Annotated in this window: 11 protein-coding genes; 4 read left to right on the top strand and 7 right to left on the bottom strand. The window is 59.3% G+C overall.

Going from position 1 to position 18,692, the window contains the following annotated elements:
• The first annotated feature begins 69 nt into the window (after window positions 1-69).
• Window positions 70-4,833 carry an Mcf1 protease effector domain-containing protein gene (locus tag AC07W0_RS04295; RefSeq protein WP_102617083.1) on the top strand — a complete coding sequence of 1,588 codons (4,764 nt, stop codon included), beginning with the start codon at window positions 70-72 and terminating at the stop codon, window positions 4,831-4,833.
• Window positions 4,834-4,883: 50 nt separating this feature from the next.
• Here the strand turns inward: AC07W0_RS04295 and AC07W0_RS04290 are convergent, their stop codons facing one another.
• From AC07W0_RS04290 to AC07W0_RS04270, 5 genes are all read right to left on the bottom strand, one after another.
• Complete coding sequence (locus AC07W0_RS04290) at window positions 4,884-5,261, bottom strand: response regulator (RefSeq protein WP_017846270.1); 378 nt, start codon at window positions 5,259-5,261, stop codon at window positions 4,884-4,886.
• A 78-nt stretch (window positions 5,262-5,339) separates the two neighbouring features.
• Window positions 5,340-6,533 (bottom strand): hybrid sensor histidine kinase/response regulator, encoded by a 1,194-nt coding sequence (locus AC07W0_RS04285; RefSeq protein ID WP_017846271.1) that lies wholly within the window; start codon window positions 6,531-6,533, stop codon window positions 5,340-5,342.
• Window positions 6,527-7,126: a chemotaxis protein CheB gene (locus AC07W0_RS04280; RefSeq protein ID WP_017846272.1), complete on the bottom strand. Its 600-nt coding sequence runs from the start codon at window positions 7,124-7,126 to the stop codon at window positions 6,527-6,529. Before AC07W0_RS04280 ends, AC07W0_RS04285 begins: the two co-directional genes overlap by 7 nt.
• A complete protein-coding gene (locus tag AC07W0_RS04275) occupies window positions 7,123-7,953 on the bottom strand; it encodes a CheR family methyltransferase (protein ID WP_169884331.1) in 831 nt (276 codons plus the stop codon). The genes AC07W0_RS04280 and AC07W0_RS04275 overlap by 4 nt, the downstream gene beginning before the upstream one ends.
• Window positions 7,954-11,451: a response regulator gene (locus AC07W0_RS04270; protein WP_173677801.1), complete on the bottom strand. Its 3,498-nt coding sequence runs from the start codon at window positions 11,449-11,451 to the stop codon at window positions 7,954-7,956.
• Window positions 11,452-11,618: 167 nt separating this feature from the next.
• Here AC07W0_RS04270 and AC07W0_RS04265 point away from each other — a divergent pair, with 167 nt between their 5' ends.
• From AC07W0_RS04265 to AC07W0_RS04255, 3 genes are all read left to right on the top strand, one after another.
• Window positions 11,619-15,353, top strand: a complete 3,735-nt coding sequence (locus tag AC07W0_RS04265; RefSeq protein ID WP_256580713.1) for an Mcf1 protease effector domain-containing protein — start codon at window positions 11,619-11,621, stop codon at window positions 15,351-15,353.
• A 147-nt stretch (window positions 15,354-15,500) separates the two neighbouring features.
• Window positions 15,501-15,866, top strand: coding sequence for a response regulator (locus AC07W0_RS04260; RefSeq protein WP_017846276.1), 366 nt, complete (start codon window positions 15,501-15,503; stop codon window positions 15,864-15,866).
• Window positions 15,867-16,030: 164 nt separating this feature from the next.
• Window positions 16,031-17,431, top strand: a complete 1,401-nt coding sequence (locus AC07W0_RS04255) for a DUF1254 domain-containing protein (RefSeq protein WP_017846277.1) — start codon at window positions 16,031-16,033, stop codon at window positions 17,429-17,431.
• Between the two features lie 13 nt (window positions 17,432-17,444).
• On the opposite strand, the gene AC07W0_RS04250 is transcribed toward AC07W0_RS04255, so the two are convergent.
• Both AC07W0_RS04250 and AC07W0_RS04245 read right to left on the bottom strand, forming a co-directional pair.
• Window positions 17,445-18,116 carry a DUF3313 domain-containing protein gene (locus tag AC07W0_RS04250; RefSeq protein WP_102617080.1) on the bottom strand — a complete coding sequence of 224 codons (672 nt, stop codon included), beginning with the start codon at window positions 18,114-18,116 and terminating at the stop codon, window positions 17,445-17,447.
• Between the two features lie 77 nt (window positions 18,117-18,193).
• Window positions 18,194-18,688, bottom strand: coding sequence for a hypothetical protein (locus AC07W0_RS04245; protein ID WP_017846279.1), 495 nt, complete (start codon window positions 18,686-18,688; stop codon window positions 18,194-18,196).
• Between the last annotated feature and the right edge of the window lie 4 nt (window positions 18,689-18,692).

Here is an 18,692-nt window from a genome sequence, read left to right as displayed (position 1 = left end):
GAAGGATTACCACTGGGACCTGGAATTTTCACCCAGTGGACCTCAATCCTGATGATAGAGCCGCCACCTATGACGATTTCCAACAGCCTTGCCCACGCTTTTTCCCCGCACTCTTCCATTGCCAGCGACACGCTGGAGCCAGTCGAGCAGGTAGCTGTAGAGCCTGAGCGCGAAAGCCCCCACCTCTCTGCCCCTGGCGATTCCCCCCGGGCCAGGGGCGACAGTGCGTTGGCGCAGAACTACGGCAAGGCATTGCAGGGCTTCAGCGGCGTTCCCGCCCACGACAACGCGATCATGGTGGATATTCCGCCGGATTCAACATTTGGCCAGTGGTGGAAGTTACTAGGCAATGCCGCTCGGTCGCCGGAGTTCCTCGACTGGCGGCTCACGGTCAGAGCCCTGCCCGACTCGATCAAAATCCTGCCGCAAAGTGGTCAAGTCACCTACCGTGTAACCCCAGATGTTTCGCTCAATGCGCCCTTACAGTTGCGTGCGAGCGAGGACAAGCGCTGGTCGGCGGTGCGAGAACCGTTAATGAATATCGGAGGGGTCATCTCCGACAGGAACAGGCCGTTTCCCCTTCCGTCGTCCGAGAGCACCAACCGTGCGCCGGCCTGGCTGGTTGGGCAGTTCTACAAAGAGCCGACGCGAATCGCCCCTTCCGAGCTCCAGCAACGTGCCGCCGAGCTGGAGCGCGATAAAACCTTTGCCCCGCTTGACCCCGCTGTATTCCCTGGGCTCCAGGAAACGCGCAGCGAGGACGCACTCGAGCAGCAGCAGACGCTGCTGGGGAACATCAACAACCGGCACCAAGCGACTGTGTTGTTGAAGCATCTGGGGACAGTGCTTGCCTCAGGCAGCCTTCAGCTGTCGCAGGTCCCCGCGTATCTGCGTGAAACCACCTTCGAATTGAACCCCCACTCCTCATACGAACGGGACCGAGGCGTGCAGCAAGGAGGCGTGGCTAGCCTGGCTGATTTTCTTGAATACCACGGCTTTGAAAAACCCGGCACCGCACAGGACGTGGAGAACCTCAGGCGATTCCTCCTCACCCCCACACCGCGAAGCCCCGTCCATGGTAACTACGGCGGCGCCCTGTCCTGGCCGCAGCCGATTGACACGGACACCCAGCGCCAACTGTTGGCGTTCTTGCAGCACGGCAATGTGGGTGACCTGAACCTGGGGAGCAACCGCAATGTGTTGGAAGCGTTGATGCCAGGTGTAGCAGTCGAAGCCCACGAGCTTCGCAACCCACGGCAACTGCTCGACCGCATCATCCAGTCGCCCAAGGGCCAGGCGCTGGGGGCGGCCATCCAGGCCAAGTTCAACACACTGTCGGTCAAAGGCAGCGTCAATGACTGGTTAATGGCGGCCTTGAACCTGAATTACACCGATGCATTCACCCAGGCAACCTTGCCCCAGAAGCACATTTCAGGCTTTGACCTGGCCGGCCAGCAGCTTAAAGGCAAACCTTTATCAGAGACGGCCCAGCGTGTGGCCGACCATTTGTACTACGTCACGAAAGAGGCTTCGTCACCGGAAAAAGCCAATATCCAGGCCAACCTGAAACTGGCCTCCAGGGCGCCAGAGTTGCTGGTCAAGGATATCCCGGCCACGGTCACTCACGGCTCCCCCGCCCACGTCAGCTTCAGTACCGCGGTGGCGCGCATAGAGGCTGAGACGCCGGGCCGGGCATCCACCATGAGTTACGGCGAGGTCATGTTGTACGCGGATATCGCCCCGGTGTCCCAGGCTCAGCGTCAGATCGAATATGTCGCCCAGCATGACGCGCTCAAGGAATGGGGCCTGACCAACAGCATCGTCACGAGTGTGACGTCGCCTGCAGATATGCAAACCATCGCCGACGCCTTTAACCAGCAGGTCGGCGAACTGCGAACAGCTTCCGAAGCACAGCGCACGCCCGCACCGGCGTCTCGCAAGGAGATGGCCCTGGCCGAACTGCGCGAAGTTTTGGGCGATGACGCGCGCCTGGAACTGAAGTGCATCGTACTGGACACTTACGATAAAGATCGACCCGGGCCCTATTCGATATTGGACTTGCACATGGAGAACATGCTGCACAACCCGCCCAATGTGCCCTACCACCCGGCCAGGCACAACAATGCGTCACACCCCAACCAATGGGTGATCGAGCCTTACACACCACCGCGCAGGGGCCCCGGACGCTCTGCTGCCAACACGCCTAACTTCACCCTCGAGGAGGTCTTGAGCAAGACGCAAAACCTGAAAAATATCAGCAGGGAATTCGTCAGTGAGTTCCAACAGTTTGGTCGCGCCCTCGACAGCAGCGTCGCCACGCAGGTCAAGCACCTGATCGCCCAGTTGCCGCTGGAGGACCGGCAGAATATCGAATACGGAAGCCTTTCGATCTTCAAGGAGTTCAAGGGCGAACATCAGCTCAGCGGTATCGTCCGGGTCCCGGCTGCCGACGGCAACCCTGTGCTATTGAAAGTGATGCGCGACGGGATTGCCCATACCTATGAACTGAATGTCCAAAAGAACACACTCGCTAAACGCGGGGACCTCGGCGATTTCCAGCCCGGTTATCAGCCTGGGGCTCATATAGAAGACGGAAAACCGCGCGATAACAACACGCCGTATACCGACATGGTCCCCGTCACACTGTCCATTCCCGATGAAGGTTCCCCGCTGGTACGGCAACAGCTGCTACAAGAAAACACCGACACCGCCGGGCCGTTGAACAGTTTCGCCAGCCCCCGGAGCGCGGCCATCGGTGCCACGGTGGCCAAGGTCAGCAGCGTATGGGGCGCGCTGGAGGCCGAGGCTCGGGGGGTGACGACAGTTGAGTCCGAGGTGCCCTTTTACAAAAAGTTAAATGAGTTGCTCCTTAACCTGATCCCATTACGGTCAGCCATCAAGCATTTTACGGAGGGCAACCTCGGCGAAGGGATCATCGACTTATCACTCGACCTGTTTGGCATCATGACCGTTGGAGCCTCCACCGCAGGGAAACTGGCTAAAGTTGCAACCAAGACCCTGTCTGCCGGTAGCAAAGCCTTGCATATAGGAAAGACCCTGGGGTTGAGCGCGATCAGCCTGGTTAATCCGTTGGACGGCGCGGCGGATTTACTGCGCGCTACCGGTCGCGGCGTGGCAAGCGTCGGTAAACGCGTCATCACCGACACGATTCAAGACATCCGGCACCTACGCGGCACCCACACTGGCTACGACCTGGTCGCCGCGAGCAAACAATACGACGCAGCAGCGATGGGTACCTTCAAGACGTCCGGCGAGACCTTGCAAGGTGCCGCGGTTCTTCAGGACGGTAAATGGTATGCCTTTGATACGACGACCCGACGCCCGTTTGGCAAAGCACTGGACGATTTCCAGCCGTCAATACGAGGCGGTACTCAGGAGCTTCATGCGTGGCAAAACACGCAGCGCGCGCTCTCGCCGGAGTCGATTCAAATTCGAAAAGACTGGGGAAAGCTACTGGATCGTTACCAGGGCGATGGGGTGACGCCCAGCGCAGCGTTTAAGAGTGGCTATGAGGACGGCGCGCCGGAACTGATTAAAGGCTATGCCAAGGGCATGAAATCAGAAGACGTGATGAAGCTGGCGCTACGCCCGGACAAAACAGCAAAAGAGGTGGGCACCTTGGTCCGCCAGCAGGAAAGGCTGGCTGTCCAGCACGGGCTCAACGGCACACAGCATTTCAACGCCCACGTAAATGCCGTCGGAGGAACGTTCACCCCCGTACCTCAGACCATCTACCTTAGCCAGGTCAACCACCTTTCCGATGGGCAGTGCGCCGCTCTCTCGCGTACGTTCGCATCGGCCAAGGCGCAAGGAAAAGAACGCGTATTTATTGACAACCTGTACGTTGCCGCTGCCAATCCGCGGGCTGAGGGGTCGCGAGTATTTGCTCGCACATTAGACGATGTGCAAAAAAGCATCAGTACACCGTTCATGTTTCACGCCGGTAACCCACAGCGCCAGGTAACGTATCAGGACATGATTACGGAACTGGCCAATGCGCCTGGGGGCAAGACCGTGATGATCGACTCTCCCGGCCATGCGATGGTGGCCGGGTCCGTGCCGGATGGCGACGGTAAGAAGTTCTTTTTTTACGACCCGAATGTTGGGGTGGCCGAGTTTTCAAGCGAGGCCATGATGAGGCGTGGTCTCGAAAAAATATTCAATGACAAGAAGCTGCCGGTCCAATACAAAACTTATAGCAATGACCCCAAAAAACTTGAATTCAAGATCAGCGACCATCACGAGTCGTGGATAAGCACCGCGAGTCTTCATGACAGACCGGTCAAACGGCTTTATGAAGAATCCATCCCGACGACGGTTACTCACCTGAAGCCCCCCGCCCCGACCCACCACATCGCTATGTCGGATTACAAGGACGTCACCGTCACTGACCCGACCGCAATCATCAGCACCAGTGGCATCAGTGATTGTACGGCCCTGGCGGTGCTTACCGACTTGAAAGAGGGTGTCTACCAGAAACGAACATTAATGCACTTCCAAGGCGGCGTGCCGACGACAGAACAACAGCGCGTGCTGAAACAACTGGAGGGATCGTTAGACCAGACAAGCAAAGTGATTTATGTGGGCGGCGATTATGTCCGGACCATTCCGGGATTAGGCATCGCTCTGAAACAAGGTGACGCCGGTGAACAAGTGCTGTTCAACATCGCAAACAAATACCCGGCGTCCACTACGATCGCAACGGCCAACCGTATTGACATAAAACCCGATGGATCGTTTGAGCTCTTCGAGGGAACCAACCCCGCACGGGTACTTGATTCACATGCAAAGGCCGAGGTGCTTGCCTGGTAATCCTGACCGGCCAGGGGCATCAGCGGTTGTTGGACTGACACATGCAGGTGTCACGCCAACAACCGCAGGATATGTTCTTGCAGCGTATCCAGGTCGAACGGCTTGGCCAGGATCGGCGCCTTGCGTGTGATCGGGCTGTCGCAGTCACGAATTTCCTGCGGATAGCCACTGATAAAAATCACCTTCAGCTCCGGGCGCAACTTCACCGCCGGCTCGGCGATCTGCACGCCGGTGACGCCGCCAGGCAGGCGATAGTCCGTCACCATGAGGTCCAGGTGCGGTTTACTGGCGAGGATTTCAAAAGCCTGCTCCCCATTGATCGCCTTCAATACCCGATAGCCCAGGCCTTTGAGGTATTCATCCAGGACAAACATAATCGATTCGTCGTCCTCGACGATCAGAACGACATCTTGTGCATCTTCACTCATGGGAAGCCTTTGTCCGGTCAATTGCTGCACTTACGACCATGCAGTCACGCAGAGGTTGCGTCGAAGTGACGATTGTTTTCACGCCGACGCGTCCAGGGGCAGGCACACCCGGAACAGGGCGCCCTCGCCTATCTGGCTCTCCACCTCGATGGTACCGCCATGGGCCGCGACGATCTGTTCGGAAATAAACAGCCCGAGGCCCAGACCGGCGGCCACATGGCTGGCGGACACGCGCTCGAACTGTTGGAAAATGCGCTTCTGATTGTCGGCGCTGATGCCGATCCCGTGGTCCCGCACCTCCAGCCGTGCTTCGCCGTGTTCGCTGTACACCCGCACGCCCACCGGGCTCTTGGCCCCATAGCGCAAGGCGTTGGTCAGCAGGTTGGACACCACTTGCTCGATGCGGAATTCATCCCAGCTGCCTTCCACCGGACCTTCCGCCTCCAGTTGCATGGACGACTCGGCGGCGGCCACTTGCGGCGCGAAGTTTTCCAGCAGGTTGCGCACCAGTTGCGTGAGGTCGAAGCGCGCCGGACGAATCGACAGTTTGCCGGTGCGGATGCGCGACACGTCGAGCATGTCTTCGATCAGCCGGATCAGGCTCTGGATCTGTCGCTCATCGCGGTCGACCATGGCGCGCATCTTGTCCAGGGTGAACGCGGCGGCGTTGTCCCGGGCCAGGTGCATCTTGCGCAGCTGGGTTTCGAGAATCAGCCCGTTGAGTGGCGTGCGGACTTCGTGGGCGACGATCGACATGAAGTCATCGCGCATGCGTACCGCCTGCTCCAACTCAGCCTGAGTGGCCTGCAGGCGTGTCAGCAGCAACTCCTGTTCGCGGCGGCTGCGCTCAAGCGCTTCCACCTGCTGCTTCATCGCCTTGCTCTGGCGGTACAGGTCGACGAACACATTGACCTTGCTCTTCACCGCATGGATATCCAGCGGCTTGTGCAGGAAGTCCACGGCCCCGCTTTCATAACCCTTGAAGGCATAGTTGAGTTCGCGGCCGGCGGCGCTGACGAATACGATCGGGATGTTCTTGGTCTTTTCGGTGCCGCGCATCAGCTCGGCCAACTCGAAACCGTTCATGCCGGGCATCTGCACATCGAGGATCGCCATGGCGAACTCGTGCTCCAGCAACAGGGACAAGGCCTCGTCGGCGCTCAAGGCCTTGAAGACCTGGCGGTCCTCGCGCTTGATCAGCGCTTCGAGGGCCAGCAGGTTTTCCGGCAGATCGTCGACGATCAGCAGTTTGGCCTGGATAGTACTTAACATGGGGAAGATTCCAGGGAAGCCAGCAATGAGGCAATGCGGCTCAAGGTCAGAATATGGTCAGGCGTGTGCAGGGCCAGGGCCGCCCGCGGCATCACGGCAATTCGTGCTTCGTCGGGGTCCTGTACGACAGTGATACCGCCCGATTGCTTGACGTGGGCCAGCCCTTGGGCGCCGTCCTGGTTCGCACCGGTCAGCAGTATGGCCAGCAGGCGCTTGCCGTAGACATCGCCGGCCGAGGCGAACAGGTAATCGATGGCGGGCCGGGAATGGTGTACCCGGTCTTCCTGGCTCAAAGACAGGCTGCGGTCATGCTCCACCGACAAATGATAGCCGGGGCTGGCGAAGTACAAGGTGCCCGGTTGGATCACTTCCTTGTCCTGCCCTTCGCGTACCGGAATCTGCAAACGTCGCGCAAACACTTCCGCCAACTGGCTACGGCGCTCGTCCGGCAGGTGCAGCACGGCAATGATCGGCAGCCCGAAGGCCTGCGGCAGATCGCCAAAAATACTCAGCAACGCCTCAACGCCGCCGGCGGACGCGCCGACGACGATGGCTTCTATCCCACACATGGGGTTGGCGGCAGCGTCGTTCATGATTTCCGGTAGATCCGTTCCTGTTTGACCAAGGGCTCGAATTGCTTGTTGTAGGCGGAAAAATCCAGGGTTTCCTTGCTGCCCAGCACCAGGAAGCCACGATGACACAGCGACTCATGGAACAATCCAAACGCCCGATCCTGCAATTTTTTATTGAAGTAAATCAATACATTGCGACATGAAATTAATTGAGTTTCTGAGAATACACTGTCGGTTGCCAAGCTGTGATCGGCGAACGTGACATTCTCACGCAACGTCTTGTCGAAGATCGCATGATCGTAAGCCGCCGTGTAGTAATCGGCAAAGGAACGCTGCCCACCGGCCTGCTGGTAGTTGGCGGTATAGGCACGCACATTCTCCAGGGAAAAAATTCCCTGCTTGGCCTTATCCAGCGATGCCGGGTTGATGTCGGTGGCGTAGATGATGGTGCGTTCCAACAGCCCTTCTTCGCGCAGCAGGATCGCCATGGAGTACACCTCCTCCCCCGTGCTGCAACCGGCGATCCAGATCTTGATCGACGGATACGTCTTGAGCAGCGGCACCACTTCCTGACGGATCGCGAGGAAGTGCGACGGGTCGCGAAACATCTCGCTGACCGGAATCGTCAAAAACTGCAGCAATTGCATGAACGCTGCCGGATCGTGCAGGACGCGCTCCTGCAACGCCGAAATCGTCGCGCATTCAAACTGGCGCAGGGCGTGGGCCACACGGCGTTTGACCGACGCACCGGAGTAGTCGCGAAAGTCATAGCTGTACTTGAGGTAGATCGCCTCAATCAGCAGGCGCAGCTCAATATCACTGCTTTTTTCCAAAAAACTGCGTTCCACTTAAATACGTTCCATCTTCGGTAACCAGACGCGAATCAGCGAGAACAGGCGATCCAGGTCAATCGGCTTGGCCAGGTAATCGTTGGAGCCGGCCGCCAGGCAACGCTCCTGATCGTCCTTCATGGCCTTGGCCGTCACGGCGATGATCGGCAGCTTCTTCCAGCGCGGGTCCTGGCGGATCAGGGCGGTGGCCTCGTAACCGTCCATTTCCGGCATCATCACGTCCATCAGCACCAGGTCGATATCATCGACTTCATTGAGCCTGGCGATGGCTTCATGGCCGTTACGCCCGATCACCACCACGGCGCCTTTGTGCTCCAGGGCGCTGGTCAGGGCGAAGATGTTGCGCACATCGTCGTCCACCAACAGGATCTTGCGCCCTTCGAAGACCTTGTCGCGGCTGCGCGCGGTCTTGAGCATCTTCTGGCGTTCATGGGACAGCTGCGATTCGACTTTGTGCAAAAAGAGTGTGACTTCGTCGAGCAGGCGCTCCGGCGAACGGGCGCCCTTGATGATGATCGAGCGCGAATACTTGCGCAGCTCGGCCTCTTCGTCGCGGGTCAGGTTGCGCCCGGTGTAGACGATTACCGGCGGGAACGAGCAGATATCCTCGGTGGCCATGCGCTTGAGCAGCTCGTTGCCGAGCATGTCGGGCAACTTGAGGTCGATGATCATGCAGTCGTAGATGTTCGTGCGCAGCAGGTCGAGGGCTTCCTGGGCAAAGCCGACGGCGGTGATCTCGATGTCATCGTCGCCGATCAGGCGGGCAATGCTCTCGCGCTGCAGGTCATCGTCTTCCACCAGCAGCACGCGCTTGACCTTCTGGGTCAGCTTGGCTTCCAGGCGCGTGAATATCTCCTTGAGCTCTTCGCGGGTGGTGGGTTTCACCGCGTAACCGATGGCGCCCATGTGCATGGCGGCTTCGACGCGGTCTTCCACGGAGATCACATGCACCGGGATGTGGCGGGTATTGGCGTGCTCCTTGAGGCGTTGCAGCACCGTCAGCCCGGAATGGTCCGGCAGGCGCATGTCGAGCAGGATCGCGTCGGGGATGTACTCCTCGGCCAGGCTGTAACCCTCATCCGCGCCATGGGCCACCAGGCAGTGGTAGCCCAACTCATGGGCGAGGTCGAACAGGATGCGCGCGAAGTTCGGTTCGTCTTCCACCACCAGGATGCAGCGCGTGGCGAACGGCGCTTTCTCACGGTCGTCGGCAAAGCGCGGGATCTGTGTGGCATCGGCCACCGGCAGGGGCGAGACCGCGATGGGCTTGGGCGCCGGGGCGGCAATCACCTGGCGCGGTTGCTCGATAGGCGCAGCGTCTTCCTCGCGTTCGACGTACTGCTCCGGGATGACCAGGGTGAACGTGCTGCCCTTGCCGGGTTCGCTGGTGACGCTGATATAGCCGCCGAGCAACGCGGCCAGGTCGCGGGAAATCGACAAGCCCAGGCCGGTGCCGCCATACCGGCGATTGGTGGTGCCATCGGCCTGACGGAAGGCTTCGAAGATGCTCTCCTGCTGGTCCGGGGCGATGCCTATCCCGGAATCGCGCACGGTAAAGGCAACACCCTCCCCCGGCGCGCGGGACACCGACAGGCTGACCTGGCCCTGCTCGGTGAACTTGACCGCGTTGGACAGCAGGTTCTTGAGAATCTGCTCCAGGCGCTGACGATCGGTAAAGAGCATGGTCGGCGTACCTTCCTGCACCTGCACCTGGAACCCCAGCTTGCGATCGGCCGCCAGCGGCTCGAACATCCCGCGCAGGCCATCGACCAGGCGCGCCACGCTGGAGTTTTCCGGGCGCATTTCCAGCTTGCCGGCTTCGACCTTGGAGATATCGAGGATGTCGTTGATCAGGTTGAGCAGGTCATTGCCGGCGGAATAGATCGACTCGGCAAACTTGACTTGCTCGGCGCTGAGGTTTTCCTGAGGGTTCTCCGCCAGCAACTTGGCCAGGATCAGCGAGCTGTTCAGCGGCGTGCGCAGTTCGTGGGACATGTTGGCGAGGAATTCTGATTTGTACTTGCTCGAGCGTTGCAACTCGTCGGCGCGGTCTTCCAGCTCAAGCTGGGCTTGGTTGAGCTCGACGTTCTTGCGGTCCATGGCATCGCGCTGCTCGGCCAGGGTAAGGGTCTGCTCGGCCAATTGCTCGTTGGTCTGCTCGAGTTCCGCCTGTTGCGTTTCCAGGTGGGCCTGGGACTCCTTGAGGATGCGCGATTGCTCTTCCAACTCTTCGTTGGCGGTCTTGAGCTCTTCCTGCTGCACTTGCAGCTCTTCGTTGAGCTGCTGGGTCTCGGCCAGCACTTCCTGCAAGCGCTGGCGATAGCGGGCGGCTTCGATGGAGGTACCGATATTGCCGGCGATGAGTTCCAGCAGTTCGATGTCGCGCTCCTGCAGCGGGCGCAGGAAACCCAGTTCGATCACGCCGTTGATCCGGTCGTCATCGCTGGTCGGCACCACCAGCACGCTACGGGTCGTGCCTTCGCCCAGGCCGGAACTCACTTTGAAGTAATCCACCGGCACGTCGTCCAGGCGAATCAGGCGACCGAGCTGGGCGGCCTGCCCCACGATGCCTTCGTCGCTGTAGATCGCCTGCTCCTGCTGCTCCTGCTCGCGGGAGAAACCATAGGCGGCCACGCGCTTGAGGCCGCCGTGCTCTTCACGCACATACAGCGCCGCCACCACCGAGCCCATGTACTGGGCAAAGAACTGCAGGATATTGCGCCCCAACATGTTCAGGGTCAGTTGACCGAGCACCTGTTCGGCCAGTTCGGTCTGGCCATTGCGCAGCCAAGCTTGTTGCTCCAGACGCAGTGCGATCTTCTGTTGCGACGCGAAGTTCGCACTGTAACTATCTGAAAGTGCTAGTAGATTTTTACGACCAATGTAAGCCAGAAAGCCGCTCAGCCCCAGCACGAACACCAAGTACAGGGTGACGCTGATGAGGGTGGTACGGGTGACTTCCGCGTTGCGGGTAATCCGGAACTGTTGCTCCATCGCCACCGCATCGTCGTATTCATTGCGAATCTCATCGGTCAGGCGTTTACCCCGGCCGGCTTTCACCGCGCCGCGGTAGTCGCCGTTCTCGCGCTGCATATCAATCATCGACTGGGCGTAGTTGTTCCACTCCAGTTGCAGGCTTTCCAGGCGCTTGAGGCGATCTACCTGCTGGGGGTTGTCCGCCGCCAGTTCCTGCAAATTGTGTAAGTCAGCAATGATCCGCGGCTTGGCCACTTCATAGGGGTCGAGGAAATGCTCGTCGCCGGTGATCAGGAAGCCGCGCATGCCGGTTTCCAGGTCAACCGTCAGCTTGGACGTTTCGTTGAGGTTATTGATGACCCGGTCGGTGTGCTCTACCCACTGGATCACCGACAACAAATAAGTGATCAGGCACACAAAAAACACCGCGCTGAGCACACCTACACCGAGGGGCAGTGCGACGTTGCGGCTCAACAGCTTACGAAAGCTCTTTTCATCGACGATCGACGCGGGAGTCATGGGCATGCCTTGGCCAAATGCGGAAAAACCGGGAGTTTGCCCCAAAGTTGCGGTTGAACGCTATTTTTCTGCCATAAACCGCTGCAACCCGAAACGCCGTAATCGGGCAACGGCACCCTGAACGCCGCCCACATCCCGTCACAGTTTCAGTTGCTCACACTCCGCCCGTGCTGAACCGGAACCTGGTTGATCAGCCTTTCCACAGACTAAAGCGTCTTGGGAATAAGGAAACTCCGCGAGAAAGGCGCTCACCTTCTGTTCAACAAAACGGTGCTCGTATGACTATTTCCTTGCAAACCCTCCCCAGCGTTTCATTGATGCCGCTCTCCACGCCACCCGCAATACCCGCCGCTACACCGCCGACGTTGACACCCGTCCCCAGCCACGATTCGCCCGCGCCAACGGTGCAGCCGCCAGCCAGCGCCACCGTCGCGCAAAGCGCCAGCCTCAAGGCGAAGCTGGGGCATTATCACAACCTCAAAACACTCGCCGACAAACTCAACGAAATCGCCCTGCGGCTTGGGCCTGACGCCTCCACCCCGGCCGTGCAGGCAGCCCTCAAGACCACGCCGATGGACGTTCACCCCGACTCGGCTTATCACAGCGAAGTCGGCGGCAGCACCAGCGTGGATAGCTTTATCAATCGCCAGGGAGGATTGCTTTCACCCTATAGCCATTTATCCCTGACCGGGCTGTCGGACGCCATGGCCGTCCGATCCCAGGCGCACCCGTTGGGTAACCTGGGCGGCGCCCTCAGCTGGCCGGTGCCCTTGAGCGCCGATGAGCAACAGCGCTTGCGCACCCGCACCCTGGATTACACCGACCCTCTTGGGCAAAAACAGCCGCTCAAGCACACCACTGGCGGGATACTGGAGTTCCTGCGGCATCGAACCCCTCTCGCGGCCGAAGCGCTGACGAGCCCGGGCGCGACGTTGAACGCCCTTGTCAGTTCGCCAGAAGCACAATCATTGGGCCACGCGCTTCAGGAACAGATGCAGGGCATTGCCACCGATAGCAGCAGCCTCGATTACCTGCTCGCGGCCGTGATACTGCAGCTGGACCCAGAGTCCATCACCGCCCCCCAACGCAACAACGTGGCCGGCTTCGACCTGGCCGACGACTCACTCAGGGGCAAGTCGGCCGCCCAGATCGTCGATGCCCTGCGCCAACACCTGGTGGCTCAGGGTAAAACCAGCCCAGAACTGGCTGGCGCAGCCGCCCAACTGCTGCTGGCGGGTCGTGCGCCGGTATTTCTGGTCAAGGACATTCCCGACAGCGTGACCTTTGGCAGCCCGGCCTGGGTCAACCTCGCAATCGCCGCGACGATGGTCGACGCGCACATACCCGGCCGGGTCGCCAATATGAGCTTCGCCGCAGTCATGCTGGAAGCCGAACACGCCAGCGGCGCAGACGTGAACATGACGAACACCGCTCAACGTAACGCCTTGATCGATTGGGGCACGGCCAATGGCCTGCTGGAGAAAAAAGCCGAGCATCTGTACGCGTCCGATGAACTGAACAACCTGGTGACTCGCTTCAGCGAACGCCAGTCCGTGATGCTGGCCGCCTCAGAGGCCTTCGACAAAGACATCCCGTCCCGTAAAGCGATGGCATTGGCCGAGCTGAAACAACGCTTTCCCGACAAGGAGGCGCTGTTCGAAGAACCCTTGATTCGCGTCACCCATATGCCGGGCGGGGATATCCGGCGTAGAAATCAGGTGCCGGGCGTGCACTCGCTGCTGGATGTCGCGATGATGGACGTTGGACCCGACGCGGTCTACGGCTCCCGTGACAGCCGTATCCCCGTGGGGGCGTTGAACGCCAATCCCGAGTTTGGGGTGGCCACGGCGTTCGAGTCGCAATTCAAGCAGGTGATCGAGGAAAAGAAGAACGCCGTCGGCACGTATATCAAGCACTTGATCAGCCAGTTGCCGGCAGACGACCGAAAAAACTTTGAATATGGCAACGTCTCTTTTTATCAAAATCACGCCCATAAACTTGGGCTGGGTTTGTTCAGTGACAAAACCGAGCTGCCCAAAGGCGAAGAACTACTGGTAAGGATCGAGCGCGGTGGGGTGACCACGGCCTATGAGATCGACTTCAACGCCGGCGCTATCCGCAGTATTCCGCAGTGGCAGGCACAGCCTGGCTCTTCAAGGAAGGCGAATATCGTCTCCGAAACAAAGGTGTTCACCCCCAGCGCCGGTCAAACCACGCTTGACACAGAACAGACACCGCCTGGCGATTCACCCAGCGATACCTTCGCCTCGCCCCGCGTCCAACTGATCGCCGATGCCTTCGTTGAACATATCAACCTCGATGATCCGGCAATCAAGCAACAGGCGCGTGGCCTCACCACCGACGACAATATTCGGAACCGGTCCGACATGATTGAAAACTTCCTGTTGGACCTGGTCCCTTTGCGCTCCGCGATCAACCACTTCCGCAACGGCAACATTGCTGAAGGCTTGATCGATCTGAGCCTGGACGCTTTCGGCATCGTGACGGCGGGTGTGGGTGCGGCCGGAAAAGTGGTCAAGATCGCAGGGACCACCGTTTCGGCCGCGACCAAGGTGGCACGGTCGGCCAAAGTCATCGGCATGGCCACGTTCGGCGCATTCAACCCGCTGAGCGGCGCAGGCGACCTGGCGGTTGGCGGGGCCCGCCTGGCCGGTGGCGGGCTCAAGTTCCTCGGCGCCAAAGGCGCGCAAGGTGTGAACGCATTGCGTGGCGCGTCAGGCCGTTACGACCTGCTCAAAGCCGCCAGCAACGAGCATGGCGTCGTCGCCACAGGCACCGTGAAGATCGGCGAACACAGTATCGACGGTGCCGCGGTGCTGAAAAATGGCCAATGGTATGCCTTCGACGCGGAAAAAATGCGCGCCTACGGCGGGCCACTCCAGGGCTTCGCACCCACCACGGTGTCGGCGAAGGGGCAGATCAACCAGAGCTTCACCGACTGGCTCTACAAGAAGCTGGCGGGCGAAATACAGTCGCCGGAGGGCCCGCCGACCGTACTCGGTCAATATGCACCCAAAGAGTTCGAAAACGAGTTGAAACGCGCGCAACGCCCCGAGAAGGTTTCCGACTTCAACGCCGGCTATGCGAACGGTGACCCGCACAAGGTGCCGGGCTTCTCGTCAGACTCGACGATTCTCGAGCTTCAGATGCTGGTCTCCCGTGGGTGGCTGGGCGCCGAAGACGTCGGCACGCTGGTCAAACAGATCGAACGCAAGAAAGTCAGACTGATCCAGGAAGGCTTTACCCTGTTCCAGCGGGATATCCACGCCGTCGGCGGTACCTTGACCCCGATGCCCCAGGAGTTTTACCTCAGCCAAGTCAATCTGGCTTCACCAGGCGAATGTGCGGGTATCGCCAATACCCTGGCACTGTCCATGCAATCGGGCCAAGAGACGACCTACCTGGGCAATATGTTCAAGGCGGCCGCCGATCCACGGGACCCTGTGGCGACGCAGTTCATCCGCACCCTCAGGTCGTTTCATGAAGCAGTCAAACACGTGGATACCTTTCATATGGGCAAGCAGCCCAGGCAGATCCCCTATCATCAGATCGCCACCGAGCTGACCGATGCGAGCCCGCCAAGGAGCCTGAGGATTGCAACGAAGGATCACGCCCTGCTGGCCGGCGTCATGGTGCGTGACGACAAACCCGTCTGGTTCTACTTCGATCCGAATTTCGGGATGGCCCAATTTGACTCGGCCGAGGCCATGAAAAATGGCCTGGAACGTACCCTGAACCGCGGCACCAGCCCGTTTCAGCATCGGGCTTACGGTACGAATCCGGGCACGCCTGAGTATCAAGTGAGTTATTTTGAGTCCGGTGACATGCAGTTCTACCGCGATTCCGCACAGGTCCACCGTATCGCGTCGGTCCCGTTGTAGTTTTTCCGCCCCTGACGCGACATTCTCCGGCGCGAAGCTCACAATGCCAGCAATTTTTCGGAACTTGCTGGCCTTGTCGCTACTCACTAGTGGATTGCCTTTAGACCTGTCGCGCCCAGCACCTTCACTTTTTCAGGAATGTTCACTATGTCGGCACCCACCTCAACCATTCTCGTAGTCGAAGACGACTCCATTGTGCGTATGCTGATCGTCGATGTACTCGAAGAGCTGGGGTTCCGTGTGCTGGAGGCTGAAGACGCCAAATCGGCGCTTGAATTCGTAGAGAACACAAATGAAGTCATTGATCTGATGATGACCGATGTCGGCCTGCCCGATATGAACGGCCGGGACTTGGCCACCCAGGCGCGTAAACTGCGCCCGCAACTGCCGGTCCTGTTTGCCAGTGGTTATCCCGAGAGCATCGAGGTTCAGCCGGGCATGCAATCGATCGCCAAGCCGTTCTCCATCGATCAATTGCGCAATAAGGTTAAGCAAATGCTTGACGCAGCCTGACGTTGCGTTTTTGTCCAATGCCGCCCACAGGGGCGGCATTTTTACGTCAAGCTGTAGGTCATACCGGGATTAACGTGACGTTCGGCCAATAAAGTTGGAAACTCGCCGCTTTGCCACACCATTCAATAGTACTCCTCACAAGCCCTCTGGAAGGACGCAACAAGATGATTGGAAAACCGACGCGCCTGCTGTTGGCGAGCCTCTCGATACTCATGAGCTCTGGCGCCTGGGCCGACTTCACGGCCACCCCCTCTGAGGCTCGGGCAATCGCCAAGGAAGCCTATTTGTATGGTTACCCGGTCGTGGAAATGTACAAAACGCTCTACACCCAGGCGGTCGACAAGGGCGGCGTCAACTTCAAGGCACCGTTTAACCATATCGGCAACACCGCCCAGGTCTTCACCCCCAAAGACACCACACTGGCCACGCCGAACCCCGACACGCCCTACTCCTTCGTCTGGATGGACCTGCGTAGCGAGCCGCTGGTGCTGACGCTGCCCAAGATCGAAGACAACCGCTATTACTCGGTGCAACTGGTCGACCTCTATACGCATAACTTCGCGTACCTGGGCACGCGCAGCACCGGCAACAATGGCGGCCACTACATGATCGCCGGGCCCGACTGGAAAGGTCAGCAGCCGGTCGATGTGGATCGTGTGGTGTATAGCGAAAGTAACCTCGCTTATGCGCTGTACCGCACGCAGTTGTTTGATGAAAAGGACCTGAACAAGGTCAAGCAGATCCAGAATGGCTACAAAGTGCAGTCGCTCAGCAGCTATGTGAAACAAGCCGCCCCGGCCAAAGCGCCGAAGATCGATTGGCCCAAGCCGCTGGCCAACATGACCGAAGGCCCGCAACTGTTTCGCTACTTGAACTTCATGCTCGCCTTCGCTGCCCCCCAGGACAGCGAGAAAGACCAGCTCGCACGCTTTGCCACCATCGGCATCGCACCGGGCGCGCCGTTCAAGGTCAACCAGTTGAGCGCCGAACAGCGTAAAGCGCTGGAAGACGGGATCGCCGACGCCAAGGCTGAGTTCGCGGCGTTCAAAAAAGACAAACTCGACACCCAGCAGGTCGCCATAGGCGACTTGTTCGGCAACCGCGATCACCTGAAAAACAACGACCTGTACCGCTATGCCGGTGCCGAGGTGGGGCTTTTCGGCAACTCTGCCGATGAAGCCACCTACTTCAATTACGTCGTCGACAGTGAAGGCAAGCCCGCCAACGGCGCGCGCCATAGCTACACCGTCCACTTCGCCAAGGACCAACTGCCGCCGGTCGACGCCTTCTGGTCACTGACCCTGTACAACGCCAAGACCAAGTTGCTGGTGCCCAACCACAAAAAGCGCTATGTGATCAATTCGCGGATGTTGCCCAACCTCAAACTGGACGCCGATGGCGGCCTGACCCTGGCGCTGCAACACCACGAACCGCCAAAAGCCGAACAGAGCAACTGGTTGCCGGCACCGCCCGGCCCGTTCTACGCGGTGTTGCGCCTGTACCTGCCCAAACCCGAGGCGAACAACGGCCAGTGGAAGCTGCCGCCGCTGACGCCACTGAAGTGATACTGTCGGCGACTTACCGCTTTTTCAGTTTCAGATACGACTGATGCAAATCCGACGCCCAACCGTCGATCACGCTTTTCACGTCATTGGGCGTCATCACCTGCGAGTCGTTTTCCAGCGGCTTGCCGGTGCCCTTGCGTACTACCTCCGCAACCACCTTGCCATTGGCGCCGTCGAGAAACTGCGCCTCGGTGCCCAGTACCGTGTCCTGGTCGCGGATGCCGGTGCCGCTACTCACCGCAGCGGCCACCAGGGCGACCGGCACGAACTCATAAGGTTTCAGGCCCTGGGTTTTGCTGCTGACTGCCGTAATCGCCGCACGCACCACTAACACTCCGGCGCCGGGCCCTTGGGCAAGGGGCAATGACTTGCCGACTTCGCGCTTGAGGGCCTGGTTGAAGTAGTCATTGATGCCACGCAACGTGCTCTCAGGAATTTTCGCGGTGGCTTGGGGCCTGGGGTAAAACTGCGTCGGTTCGATATACACCGCGTTGTAGCGGCGCATATCCAGTTTCGGATCGACCCAACGCAGCACCTCGACGCCCGAAGGCGACTTGGCCGGCTTGAGGCGGCTGTAATCGGACAGGAATCCTGAATACTCATCCGGTTGCGTGACTTGGCTGGCACAGCCCACCATCCCGATCGTGGCGATGCAGAGCGTGCTGATCATTAGCCTTAGTTTCATCATCGAACTCCTTGGCAGTCATCATCAGAACGTTGAGCTGTAGGTATAGCCAATCCTGGGAAAAAGCGCTGAAAAGCTCAGCTGCGTTCGCGCGGGATCAGGCTCTGCAACTGCGCGGCCAGGAAGTTCGCGTTGAAGGCGAAGGTGTCCGGGTCTTTCAAACCGTTGGTTTTCTTCCACAACCAGTCGTTTTTATCCGCCGGCAGCACCAGTGAAACACTGCCGTGCCGTGCCGCCGTCAGGCCCATGACCGACACCGAAATCAAGCCGCCGACGCCCATCACGTCCGGCACGAACTCCACATTCTTGCCGGTGATCTGCACGGTGAGTTTTTCGCTCTTGAACGGCGATGTCTCCACCGGAACGCTCGGGCCGCTGGCGACATACGCTTCACGGTGGACTTCAAGCAAACCAGCGGTATTGACCGGTTCCAGCCATTGTTCGATCTGCTGGAACAGCTCGCCGAGCTTTAGTGCCCAGCGCGCCGATTGCACCTCGAACTGCTGTTTTTTGTGCGCTTCGCTATCGGCGTAATGACGAAGCATCTCGCCCAGTTGCTGTACATCATCCATTGCG

This window comes from Pseudomonas sp. GW704-F2, assembly GCF_059423025.1.
Note: the sequence above shows the minus strand (reverse complement) of the source record. Positions and strands in the feature narration are given on the sequence as shown.